Raw genomic sequence first — 12,947 nt, forward strand, 5'->3', positions numbered from 1 at the left:
AAATGATTACAATGGAAATTGCAAGTGAAGTTTACAAACTAAAGGAGTGATTAGGATGAGTGTAAAAGAAAGAATTGAACAATTAAGGAATGAGATGAGAGAAAGAGGAATAGATGCCTTCATTGTTCCTAGTTCGGATCCACATCAAAGTGAATATGTAGCAGATCACTATAGTGCTAGAACTTTTATAACAGGATTTACAGGTTCTGCGGGTACTGCAATTGTAACTTTAAAAGAGGCAGGTTTATGGACAGATGGAAGATATTTTATACAAGCAGAAAATCAACTAATAGATACAGGGGTAACACTATTTAGAATGGGCCTAGATGGTGTTCCAACTGTGGAAGAATTTTTGAAAGAAAAACTTAAGAAGGGAGCAAAAATTGCTTTTGATGGTAAGGTTATTTCAATAGAGTATTTTAAAGGACTAAAGAGTACTTTAGAAAGTAGTGGGTTTTCCTATGAAGTTAATGAAGATTTAGTAGATATAATTTGGAAAGATAGACCACAAAAACCTTGTAGTCAGGTAGTTTTGCATGATGTAGCGTATGCTGGAGAGTCAAGAGAATCAAAACTCACTAAGGTTGCACGTGAAATGGAAACTATGGGAGCAAACTACTATGTTATATCGGGACTTGATGACATAGCATGGATGTTAAACATTAGAGCGAGAGATGTAAAATGCAATCCACTAACTATAGCTTACACTGTTGTTTCAGAGAAAAAATATCATTTATTTATAGACGATAAGAAAATAAATTCAGAGGTTAGAGCGGAACTCAAAAAGGCTAATGTAGAAATAAAACCTTACGAAAGCATAGGAGAATTTTTAGGGAAAATCAAAGATGGAGCAATATTACTTGATCCAGCAAGAACTAGTACTTGGATTTATAGTTCCATAAACATTAAGATTTTAGAGGCTATGGATATTACTACAAGATTTAAGGCTATAAAGAATGACATTCAAATTAAAAATGTTAGAAAAGCTATGGTACGCGATGGTGTAGCTATGGTTAAATTTATAACATGGATGAAGAAAACTATAAAATCGCGTAGTATTACAGAAATAGAAGCATCAGATAAAATCGAGGAGTTAAGAAGTGCAGGAGAAAATTTCTATGATTTGAGCTTTGCATCAATTTCAGCTTATAAAGCAAATGCTTCTATGCCTCATTACTGCGCTACGGAGAAAAATCAAGCTACTATAAAGCCGAAGGGTCTTTATCTATTAGACTCTGGTGCTCAATATTTAGATGGAACAACAGATATTACAAGAACACTAGCTGTAGGTCCATTAACAAAGGAAGAAAAAACAGATTATACTTTAGTATTAAGAGGGATGATTAATTTAACATTGCAGAGATTTTTATATGGAACAACAGGTTCAAATTTAGATATCATAGCTAGAATTCCACTTTGGAATGCAGGTATGGATTATAAGCATGGAACAGGACATGGAGTAGGGTTCTTTCTAAATGTTCATGAAGGACCACACAGTATATCTGTGATTCCCAATAATATTGTGCTTAAAAAAGGAATGATAGTCTCCAATGAACCAGGAGTTTATAAAGCAGGAAAGCATGGTATAAGAATAGAAAACTTAGTTGTTGTTCAAGAAGATGAAAAGACTGAGTATGGCGGACAATTTATGAAGTTTGAGACTTTAACACTATGCCCTATAGACTTAGAGGCTATAGATGTGTCCTTATTAACAAATGATGAAAAAGTTTGGCTAAATAATTATCATAAAACTGTATTTGAGAAGCTTTCTACCTATTTACAGGGAGAAGAATTAGCATACTTGAAAGAAGCAACAGTGGCAATATAAATATAAATATTTAATTTTAGAAGGAAATAACTCTCAAATGTAGAATAGATATATGAAAGATTATTTTAAGGAGGTCAAATAATGCCAAAATTTGAAATTCCAAAAGATAAGGACGAAATAAAGCGACAAATCAAAGCCTTACAAAGTCTACTACCTATAGATGATAAGAAAAGTGATAGGAAAAGTAAGCAAGTACATCAAGATGAAATTAAAGCTCTAAAAAAAGCTTTAAGCGGCAAATAATAGATATTAACTATTACAGATACTTGTGAATTGTAAGAAAAGGATTAAGGCGCAAAATGCTTTAATCCTTTTCTTTTTATTCACGTATTCACGTACCCCTGGGGTGTTTTATGTATAATTTGCTAACTTATTAAACAGGAAAAAGGGGTATAATAAACGTGAACATGAAAAGTTTCAGACTTAAAATTTTTTTGACTAGGAGAGGATTGTTATGAAAAAACTGATTTTAGTAACATCACCACCAGCAAGTGGAAAAACTTATATCTCAAAAAAGCTTGCTGAGGCATTACGCCATGTTGTCTATCTTGATAAGGATACACTCATAAAATTATCAAAACAGATTTTTGTTGTAGCAGGTGAAGAATATAATAGAAGCTCAGATTTTTTTAATGAAAATATACGTGATTATGAATACGAAACAATAGTAGAACTCGCAATGGAAGCTCTGAATTATGATGATATTGTGTTAATTAATGCACCATTTACAAAAGAAATACGGGATTTAAACTATATAAAAAAGCTAAAGGTAGCATTAAAAGATAAGAACGCATCTTTAGTAGTTATTTGGGTAGAAAGTTCAATCGAAGTAACGCAGCAAAGAATGATTGAGAGAAATTCTGATAGGGATACATGGAAACTTGCGAATTGGAATGAATATATTGCAGGAATTAATTTTGATGTTCCTATTGCTTTGGATGATCCGTGTATAAAGGATGATTTACTTATCTTCAAGAACTCTTCAGATGAAGAATTCGAAGGGTCCTTAACAAAAACAATAGATATACTGGAAGAATCGTCGAGTAGAAAATAAATATAGTAATAAAGGCGTATGTTATATTGGTAAAAGAAGGGGAGGGTTAAATTGAAAAAAGTTGCAGTTTTTTTAGCAGAAGGATTTGAAGAGGGTGAAGCATTATTTGTAGTTGATGTTTTAAGAAGGGCAGAATTTCAGTGTAATTTGGTAAGTATCAATGAAGAAATGGTAAAAGGTGCTCATGGTATTATGGTACTGGCAGATAAAATTATAAGTGATGAAATAAAAGCGTATGATATGATTGTTTTACCTGGTGGATTACCTGGTGCAACAAATTTAAGAGATGATGAAAGGGTCATTGAATTAGTAAAATATTTTGATAAAGCACCTGAAAAATTTGTTGCTGCTATTTGCGCGGCACCGATTATTCTAGAAAAAGCAGGAATTATCAAGGGACGCAGAGTAACATCATATCCTGGAGAGGAATATACTACTTTGCTTAAAGATGCAAATTATGTTGAAGATATTGTTGTGGTAGATGATCACTTGATCACTAGCAGAGGACCAGCTTCTGTCCTACCATTTGCTTATACATTAGTAGATGTTTTAGGTGGCAATAGCAGTTTGTTAAAGGAAGGAATGCTTTATAATATGGTAAAAGAAAGTCAATTCTAATAGATAAAATGAAATGATTGAGCTTAATTCTAAAAAGAAATGGTCCAAACCATTGCTTTAAAAGTTAATGATTGATGATTTTAATGGGAAGTGATGAAAATTGAGAGAAAAAATATTAATAGTAGATGATGAAGAAGATATAATATCCTTTCTAAAAGATTCTTTAGAGGAAGAGGACTATGAAGTTTTTACTGCATATAGTGGAAAGGAAGCTATACAAAAGATAAAGCTTTATCCAGATTTAATATTACTTGATATTATGATGCCAGATAAAAATGGGTATGAGGTATGTAATGCTATAAGGGATATAGTGAGTTGTCCAATTATTTTTTTAACTGCTAAAGGGGAGGAACGGGATATAGTTAAAGGACTTGCCACTGGTGGAGATGATTATATTCAAAAACCCTTTAGTCTAAAGCAGTTGAAGGCACGAATAAATGCTCATCTAAGAAGAGAAAACAGAAATATAAATAGCCCTAATAAGGCTAATTTGTACTTTAAAAATTTGAGTATAAATTTAAGAAATAGAGAAGTTTATTGTAGTGGTCAAAAAGTTATTTTCACTAAAAAAGAATTTGATATACTTGAATTATTAGCAGTGAACTATGGACAAGTTTTTTCTAAGGAGCAAATATATGAAAAAATATGGGGGTATGATGCTGAAGGAGATTCATCTTCTATTGCAGAGCATGTAAAAAAAATAAGACACAAGCTTCAAAACTTCGATGTACAAGAAGAATATATTGCTACTGTATGGGGAGTTGGCTATAAGTGGGAAAAAGAGAGGTAAAAAGTTAAGTCGAAATTTCGACTTAACTTTTTTTGATGTAGAATTTATGAAGATTTCTTATGCTAAGCTTTCAAGCATCTTTCACAAACAATAAAAGTTGATAAAAAGTTGTTTTTTTTATGTTTAAATTAAAAGAGTGAAAGGCGGGATGAGATAAAAATGAATGAAAGAATAATAAAACTAGACAATGTTGATAAAATATTTGGTAAAAGGAAAGTTATTGAAAATGTTTCTTTTGAAATATTTGAGGGTGATATCTGTGGTTTTATTGGTCCCAATGGTGCAGGTAAAACTACAATTATAAAAATGATTACTGGATTGATAACACCAACAAAAGGTAAAGTCTTTATAAAGAGTATAAATGTTATAAAAGACAGGGAAAAAGCATTGACAAAAGTAGGAGCACTTGTTGAATCTCCAATATTTTTTAATTACATGACAGGAAGGAAAAATCTTCAAAATCTTGCTAGATTAAATTTTGAGATGAATAGAAAAAAGCAGCTTGAAAAGGTTGAAGAAGTATTAGAAATTGTAGGTTTGAAAACAAAAGATGAGGATAGAGGAGCGGATAAGGTAAAAACCTATTCTCTTGGAATGAAGCAGAGACTTGGAATAGCTCAAGCTTTACTTAATAATCCAAAGATTGTTATTCTAGATGAGCCTGCAAATGGACTTGATCCAATTGGAATGAAAGACTTAAGAGAACTGATATTAAAGCTTAAGGAGAAATATGGTATCACTTTTTTTATATCAAGTCATCTGCTTGATGAACTTCAAAAAATTTGCAATCGTTACTTAATTATTAAGGAAGGGAAAATAATTTGGAGCGGTAGTAGTGATATCTTACTTAAAACTTCAGGAAAAACTTTGGAAGAGACTTTTATAGATTTAATGGCTTAATAAATTGTTATGGAGGACTATATGTTTAAATCACTTTTAATTTATGAATTCGAAAAATTTTGGGCAAAGAAAATAAATATAGCTTGTTTTTTAGTGATACCGTTAATAGTTTTTATGGCACTTAAAGGTTGTATTGAATTAAATCCTGGATATGGAATAGCTAGTCCAGCGTTTGGAACCAGTATGAACTTTCATATAATAAGTCTTCAGGAAATGATCGTAAGTGCTTTTAATGGAATTACTATTATATTTTTTGCATTAAGCTTCAATGAAGAATATCAAAGTGGATGCTTGAGGATGGCATTTATAAGACCAATATCTATAAAGAAACTGTATTTAGCAAAAACGGTAATATTAATTGTTAATTTGTTTTTGATAATGCTTCTGCAGTTGTTAATTTCTTTAATTATAGCGCAAATATTTTTACCTACAGCTACGAAAACTCTTCTTTTCTTTAAGTCAGGTGTATATGGTGCAAAGGGAGTTATAATATATTCTTTTAAATTTTATTTATTAAGTTTCATTAATTTGCTTGTATTAGGAGCAGTTACAGAACTGTTTTCCACAAGATGTAAAACAGTTACAGGTGTTATTGGAGGAAGCTTAGGCTTTTTAGTTGGAAGTGCAGTATTTTTCTGTATTGTTATAGGGAGGTTTAAAGGCATTCCAGAAAGTAATTCTCGCTATTTTATGTATGCATCATTATCATTGATTTTTACAGAATTTAAAGGAAATGCATACTTCGCAGCAGGGGTATCCAATATTTGTTTATACTCTTTAATCATAATGCTTATTGTTTTCAAGGTTATTTCATTCTTTAGATTTACAAAAAAAGATTATTTAGAATAATTAACATAGAGATACTAGGATAAAATCTAACTTATAATCTATGGGGACAAGTTAAGTTGCTAGTATGAAAATTTATAAATGAAAGGAGCGATTTTTAATGATAAAATTGATAATTGCAGAATTAGAAAGAAGTGTAGAACGAAAAGGTACTAGGATTTTATTTATGGTAACTGCGGTTCTTCCTATAGTTATATATTATATAGTTCAATATCAAGTAAGATGTGGAGGTAATAATGGTATCGATGCATTGGACTGTTTAAATTATCCAGTATATTTTGTTGATGAATTTAATATTCTCTTGGTAGTTATAATAGGACCTTTATTTTTCAATGAATGTCTTACCTTGGAAGTTGATTCTGGTGCATATAAATTAATTGCAATAAGACCCTTTAAAAAGTGGAAGCTTATTGTATCTAAGTGGATTTCTAGTGCGTTACTATATTTATGTATGCTATTTAGTGTACTCTTAATTAAGACTATACTGGGATTTTTGTTTATGCCAAAAGTATCTTATACAAGCTATTTTAACATAAGTGGGAGATTTGATTTGTTTAATGCACTGCTCTATAATATAAAATATTACTTTATTATTTTTATGATTCATATAACAATCTTAGGAATAACTTCGCTTATAAGTGTAATTGTAAAAAAAACATTAGTAACATTTATGACAACGAGTGGAGTTATAATGGGAGCTTTCTATTTTTCTAAAGCATTTAGCAATATTATATTTAGAATTAGTTCATATATAAGTCATGTTTTAGGTGGTAATTACAATTTTAGCACAATTCTTTATATTATTACAATAGACTTTATACTGTTTGGAACATCTCTTTATATATGGGATAAAAATATTGGTTCAAGTGTTTAAAAGGGGGCGAAAAATGCAAGAGAAAATATTAATTGTAGATGACAATTATGAAATTATATTATTTATAAAGCCCGCTCTTGAAGCAGAGGGATTTTTTGTTGAATATGCAACAAGTGGCATTTCAGCTATGGAGAAAATAAAAGACGATTTAAGTCTTATTTTACTTGATGTTATGTTACCTGAATTCAATGGCTTTGATATATGTAGGAGAAAGAGAGAGAGCATTTCATGTCCTATCATCTTCCTAACAGCTAGGGGCCTTGAAGAAGAAAGAATCAAGGGTTTTTTAGTAGGCGGAGATGACTATATAGTGAAGCCCTTTTCATTAAAGGAATTGGTTTTAAGAATTAAAGCACATATACGACGATATAACAATGGAATAACAGAAAAGAAAAAAAATACATTGGAGTTTACAGATTTGGCAATTAACATTATGAAAAAAGTTGTAGAAGTAAATGGAAAAGAAGTACAATTTACTAAAAAGGAATATGAAATAATTGAACTTTTAGCTACGCATCCCAAACAGGTTTTTTCTAAAGAACAAATATTTGAAATGTTATGGGGATTAGATAGTGAGAGCACTATAAACACTATAACAGAGCATATCAGAAGAATAAGGGGTAAATTTTCATCAAGGCACTTTAAATTTGACTTTATAAAAACTGTGTGGGGGATTGGTTACAAATGGCAATGATTACCTATATAAAGAGAAATATGTCACTTAAAAAACAGTTTTTTATCTTTTGTATATTGAGTATAGTCCTATCATTTATTTTAACACTAGTATTCGTTTCTATTATTGGTATAACACTTGCCCCATTAAGATCTGTAGTTTCAATTGAGGAGTTTGCAGAAACAAATAAAGACAAGCTCCTAAAAAAGAGTTTTAAAGTTCAAATAGATAAAAAATTTAAAGATGAAATGCTCAAAAATGAGATTGGAAATAGTGTTAACTACTGGATTATTTTAAAAGATAAGACTATTTTATATTCTTATATAAATCAAGCTTTACCAAAAAACACAGAAATACAGCCTATACAATATTCAAAAAAATTATTTGATGAGAAAAACAGTGAAACTAATAGATTAATTCTAAAGCCATTAGTATTTAATGGAGAAGTAAAAGGTGCACTTGTATTAAAATGTGAAAATAGGTTTATATTTAATATTAAATTTATTAGTAAATTGATAGAAAGGAGCATGGCTGATTCTTTTGTTAATTTTTTAATATTACTTCCAGCAGTATTATTTTCTCCAATTATAATTATACTAGTTCTTTCATTACTATTTGCAAAAGGTATTAGTGAGCCTCTAAAACAGATTATTATCTGGAGTGAAAAAATAAAGAATAATGACTTGGATTTTAAGGTTGATGTTTCTTATAAGAATGAAATAGGTAGAGTTATGGAAGGTTTTGAAGATATGAGAGCAGCTTTGGAAAATTCTTTAAAAGAGCAATGGGTTATGGCAAAAGCGAGAAAAGATATGATACTTTCTTTGACTCATGATATAAAAACACCTATCACTGTAATATGTGGGCATTTAGAACTTATTACAGGTCCTTATCCTAATATAACTGAAGAATATAAAGAAAAATCTCTTACTATTATCACCAATAATGCAAATAGGGTTAAAACTTTAATTAATGAATTGAATGAAGTGTGGGACTTAGAAAAGCCGGATTTTTTGCTAAGTAGAAAAGATATTAACTTAGTAGAATTTTTAGGCGAAATTGAGGATGAATTCTTCTATATTTGTAATGAAAAAAGTATAAACTTTTCTATTAGACATTCCTTTAATGAAGAAGAGTGTTCTAATTTTGATGCTTTTAGGATTGAAGAGATACTTGAAAATCTTATATCTAATTCTTTGAGATTTACAAATGAGAAAGGATATATAAGCATTAAGTGTTTAAGAAAAGATGAGGGGTTGATTTTTCAAATATCTGACTCAGGTAGAGGCTTTGATGAAAAGTACATTAATACTATTTTTGAAAGGTTTTATAAAGGACAGAGTAGTGAAAATGAAAAAAATAACTGTGGATTGGGACTTTATATTTGTAAGCTTATTGTAGAAAAACATAATGGGTGGATAAAAGCTTATAATAATATAAGTTGTGGAGCTATAGTAGAATTTTTTATAAAGTGATTCCAAGGCTTAGTTTATTTTCCTGCAATGAATAGAAGGAATTATACTTCTAGAGCTACATCATATCTTAAGAAAAAATTAAAAATTCGTCAAACTGGGTAAAAACTTTATAAAAACTTTAAAATTGCCTCTTATAATTAATTAGTGCTAAGAAATCAGTAGCACCAATTAAAATTAGGAGGCATTAATTTATGTTAAATAAAAAAATTGAAGTTAAAAATGTGAGTAAAAAAATAGGCAAAAGAACGATATTAAGCCATGTTTCTTTTGATGTTTATGAAGGGGATATTTGTGGTTTTATTGGACCTAATGGTGCAGGAAAGACCACTATGATTCGGGTTATGACAAATTTAATTTCACCTACAGAAGGCGAAATTAATATAAATGGGGTTAACGTAGTAAAAGAAAGAAAAACTGCATTGTTAAAACTAGGGGCAATAGTGGAAGAGCCCATATTTTTTCCTTATATGTCTGGAAGGGAAAATCTTCGAAACTTAGCTATGTTAAATCCAGGTATGTCAAAGGCCGAGCAGAGAGAAAAGGTTGAAGAGGTTTTAAAGATAGTAGACCTTCAACCTAGAGCTGATGATAAGGTAAAAATTTATTCCTTAGGAATGAAGCAAAGACTGGGCATTGCACAAGCACTCCTAAATAATCCAGAAATAATTATTTTAGATGAACCTGCTAATGGACTTGACCCAATGGGTATGAGAGACCTAAGAGAACTTATATTTAAGCTTCAAAAGGAAAAGAAAATAACCTTTTTAATATCAAGTCACCTGTTAGATGAATTACAGCAACTTTGTAATAGGTTCGTAGTAGTAAATGAAGGAAAGCTTATATGGCAAGGAAGTAAGACTGAATTTGAGTGCATAGGTGAAAGTGGAAGATTGGAAGAGGCATTTATAAAACTAGTAAGTGGATGTTAGGAGGCAATAAATTATGAAACAATTATTTCTTAGTGAATGGCAAAGGTTGTGGAGCAGAAAATCTACCTGGATTTCATTTATGCTAATACCAGTAGTGCTTATAGTTTCAATAAAGCATTATATTAAAGTAGATGCTTTAATTACAGCTAATAATCTTAAATATGTTTCCTCTTTAAATTTTCCCAGTGCAGTGTTAGCAAGCGAGAGTATATGGATTTTTGATGTTATAGTAATTGTACTCATTATCATGGCTGTAACCAGTGAATATAGGGAAGGGCAGTTAAGAATGGTGATGATAAGGAGCTTTTCCTTCAGTGAAATTTTTAAAGCGAAGTATTTAGTTGTATTAAGTACAGTGTTTTTACTTCTATTTACTAATTTTATTTTAGGCACTTTTTTAGGCTATTTAACGTTACCAAAGCAAGCGGTTCAATTTCCTTACTATTCAAGAAAATTTACAGCAAATGAAAGTATATTTTACAATATAAAATATTATATTATTGCATTTGTAATTTTAGCTGCTATTATATCAGTGATTATGTGTATATCAATAATATGTAAAACCACTATAGGTGCATTAACATCTAGTTTGATATTTATAATTCTATCTATACTTATACCAGATTTGTGTTCTGTTTTCACAGGTAATGTTTCACAAATATATAAATTTTTTAATTATTCCTTTCTCATAAGAATTCAGTATGGTGGAATTGACATTTTACTTTCAGAAAGACCTCAAGAAGTAGGTATAATATTAACTTCTATTGTTTTTCATATAATAGTGTTTTATTTAATAGCATTTAATTTATTTAGTGATCAAGATTGTTATATTTAGGAGGTATGGTGAATATGAAAAGATTAATAACTTCAGAATTTCAAAGAATATGGGGAAATAGAAAGACTCAATTATTATTAGTATTTTATGTAGTAGTGATAATATCAAGCTGTGTATTTAGACTTATGAGTCCATATGGTGCTTATGATGGAGTAAAATATAATGTGGATTTGAATAGGCTTAATTTTTCACCTTTTGTGTTTTATGAAATAAGATTTGAACTATTATATATAATTTTGCCTATTTTATTTATGAATTCCATTAACTATGAACAGTCTATAGGAGCTTTTAGAATGTATGTAATAAGACCATACAAAAAGCAGGAATTTATAATAAGTAAGTGGATCGCATTAGCTTTAACAACATTTATATTCATATTTACAGCCTTTATAATAAGTACTGTTTTTGGATATTTGTTTATGCCTAAAGCATCATATGTTACGTTTTATAATATACAGCAGGATTTTTCAATGGCACAGGCTTTTTCATATACTATAAAATTTTTTAGTATACAATTTGTTATATCCTTATGCATTTTAGCTTTAGCAAGTGTTATTGGAATAATAATAAATAATTCTGTAATTTCAATTTTATCTGTTATAGCTATATCAGTAGGGTTAGGCTTTTTTACAAAAGCTTTTGAATTCTTAAATTACACTACTAAATATGGTTTTTATGTTTTAGCTAATACAGCACCTATAAGCTTTTACATGACTTTAATAGCCATTTTAGTTGTAGGACTATTTGTAAGTATGTTTTTATGGCAAAAGAAAGATCATCTTTATTAATAGGAGTTGATTCCGTTGAAGAAAATTATAATTATAGTAGTTTGTGCATTTATGTTTATATTAGCAGGATTTACATTTAATAAGCAGTATAATAAATACAAAGCAAATAAAGCTATTAATGCTTTTAAAAGCAAAGCAATAAATATAAAAACTGTAAAATACAATAGTGGTTTTGAAGATTTAATGGCTTTAAAATCCACATTAAAGGATAAAAGAATTATTGCTATGGGGGAAGCTACTCATGGAACAAAAGAATTTTTTCAAATGAAACATAGAATACTTCAATTCCTTGTGGAAGAAATGGGCTATACTGTTTTTGGTATAGAAGCCTCTATGCCCGATTGTATGGCAATAAATGACTATATTTTATATGGTAATGGAGATGCAAAACAGGTTGTAAAGGGAATGGGATTTTGGACCTGGGACACTAAGGAAGTTTTAGATATGGTAGAGTGGATGAGAGAATATAATGAAACCCATACAAAAAAGATTAAATTTTATGGCTTTGATATGCAGTCTTCACATACAGCGACTAAAAATGTTATAGAATATTTAAAAAGAGTTGATACCCATTATGAAGCTAATGTACATGATGCACTTTCAAAATTTAATGACAATAATATAGACATTCATAAGGTTAAAGAAATAATAAATACCTTTGAGAAAAACAAAGATGAATATATAAAAAAATCTTCAAAAGAGCAATATGAACTTTGCATGCAAAATTTAAAGGTTATATGTGAGTTATATGATATGCTCGGTACTAAGCAAAGTGATTTTCAAATGGAAACTAAAAGAGATAAGTATATGGCTGAGAACGTAAAATGGATTTTAGATTATGAAGGAGAAGGTAGTAAAATCATGATATGGGCACATAATGTACATGTTTCAAAGGGAATAGATAATTTTAATGACTCAAATCCAGAATATTCAGAGGGAAATGTAAAAAGAATGGGTTCCAATTTATATGATATGTATAAAGATAAAATGTATGTTATTGGTTTCGAATTTAATAAAGGTGATTTTAGAGCCAACTTTACAAATAAAAAAAATGGTCAAACAGTTAATGGAAAATGCACTCTACAGGCAGCAAAAGAAGAGTCTGCAGCATATATTTTTTCTAAAGTTAACCCTCTTTTTTTCATAGATTTTAAGACTTGTGCGGATGATAAATATGCAAAAAGTATTTTATCCACATCACAAAGTTGTCATGAAATAGGTGCTGGTTTTTCAGGAGAAGCTATGAGCTTTAAATCAGAAATTTTAAATATTCGATACGATGGATTAATATTTGTAAATACCACAAACAGTACTAAACCTAACTAATTTTGTAGGAG

14 protein-coding genes are annotated in these 12,947 nt (G+C 29.6%); all 14 read left to right on the forward strand.

What is annotated here, in order from left to right:
• The first annotated feature begins 55 nt into the window (after positions 1–55).
• The 14 genes from KPL54_RS10800 to KPL54_RS10865 all read left to right on the forward strand — a co-directional run bounded on the left by KPL54_RS10800 (position 56) and on the right by KPL54_RS10865 (position 12,936).
• Entirely contained in the window at positions 56–1,828 is a 1,773-nt protein-coding gene (locus KPL54_RS10800) for an aminopeptidase P family protein (protein ID WP_216106591.1), read from the forward strand.
• An 81-nt stretch (positions 1,829–1,909) separates the two neighbouring features.
• Positions 1,910–2,071: a hypothetical protein gene (locus KPL54_RS10805; RefSeq protein ID WP_216106592.1), complete on the forward strand. Its 162-nt coding sequence runs from the start codon at positions 1,910–1,912 to the stop codon at positions 2,069–2,071.
• Positions 2,072–2,282: 211 nt separating this feature from the next.
• Positions 2,283–2,882: an AAA family ATPase gene (locus KPL54_RS10810; protein ID WP_216106593.1), complete on the forward strand. Its 600-nt coding sequence runs from the start codon at positions 2,283–2,285 to the stop codon at positions 2,880–2,882.
• Positions 2,883–2,933: 51 nt separating this feature from the next.
• Positions 2,934–3,500 carry a DJ-1 family glyoxalase III gene (locus tag KPL54_RS10815; protein ID WP_216106594.1) on the forward strand — a complete coding sequence of 189 codons (567 nt, stop codon included), beginning with the start codon at positions 2,934–2,936 and terminating at the stop codon, positions 3,498–3,500.
• A gap of 100 nt (positions 3,501–3,600) precedes the next feature.
• Positions 3,601–4,290, forward strand: coding sequence for a response regulator transcription factor (locus KPL54_RS10820; RefSeq protein WP_216106595.1), 690 nt, complete (start codon positions 3,601–3,603; stop codon positions 4,288–4,290).
• Positions 4,291–4,449: 159 nt separating this feature from the next.
• Positions 4,450–5,190, forward strand: a complete 741-nt coding sequence (locus tag KPL54_RS10825) for an ABC transporter ATP-binding protein (RefSeq protein WP_216106596.1) — start codon at positions 4,450–4,452, stop codon at positions 5,188–5,190.
• Positions 5,191–5,211: 21 nt separating this feature from the next.
• On the forward strand, positions 5,212–6,039 hold the full coding sequence (locus KPL54_RS10830) for an ABC transporter permease (protein WP_216106597.1): 828 nt from the start codon (positions 5,212–5,214) through the stop codon (positions 6,037–6,039).
• 97 nt (positions 6,040–6,136) lie between these two features.
• Positions 6,137–6,910 (forward strand): hypothetical protein, encoded by a 774-nt coding sequence (locus tag KPL54_RS10835; RefSeq protein ID WP_216106598.1) that lies wholly within the window; start codon positions 6,137–6,139, stop codon positions 6,908–6,910.
• Positions 6,911–6,923: 13 nt separating this feature from the next.
• Complete coding sequence (locus KPL54_RS10840; protein WP_216106599.1) at positions 6,924–7,604, forward strand: response regulator transcription factor; 681 nt, start codon at positions 6,924–6,926, stop codon at positions 7,602–7,604.
• Complete coding sequence (locus KPL54_RS10845) at positions 7,595–9,058, forward strand: sensor histidine kinase (protein ID WP_216106600.1); 1,464 nt, start codon at positions 7,595–7,597, stop codon at positions 9,056–9,058. Before KPL54_RS10840 ends, KPL54_RS10845 begins: the two co-directional genes overlap by 10 nt.
• 191 nt (positions 9,059–9,249) lie before the next feature.
• On the forward strand, positions 9,250–9,987 hold the full coding sequence (locus KPL54_RS10850) for an ABC transporter ATP-binding protein (RefSeq protein ID WP_216106601.1): 738 nt from the start codon (positions 9,250–9,252) through the stop codon (positions 9,985–9,987).
• Positions 9,988–10,000: 13 nt separating this feature from the next.
• Positions 10,001–10,822: an ABC transporter permease gene (locus tag KPL54_RS10855; protein WP_216106602.1), complete on the forward strand. Its 822-nt coding sequence runs from the start codon at positions 10,001–10,003 to the stop codon at positions 10,820–10,822.
• 14 nt (positions 10,823–10,836) lie between these two features.
• Positions 10,837–11,610: an ABC transporter permease gene (locus KPL54_RS10860; RefSeq protein WP_216106603.1), complete on the forward strand. Its 774-nt coding sequence runs from the start codon at positions 10,837–10,839 to the stop codon at positions 11,608–11,610.
• Positions 11,611–11,625: 15 nt separating this feature from the next.
• Positions 11,626–12,936: an erythromycin esterase family protein gene (locus KPL54_RS10865; RefSeq protein WP_216106604.1), complete on the forward strand. Its 1,311-nt coding sequence runs from the start codon at positions 11,626–11,628 to the stop codon at positions 12,934–12,936.
• Positions 12,937–12,947 lie beyond the last annotated feature (11 nt).

This window comes from Clostridium estertheticum, assembly GCF_018861295.1.
In the GTDB taxonomy this organism is placed as follows: domain Bacteria; phylum Bacillota; class Clostridia; order Clostridiales; family Clostridiaceae; genus Clostridium_AD; species Clostridium_AD estertheticum_D.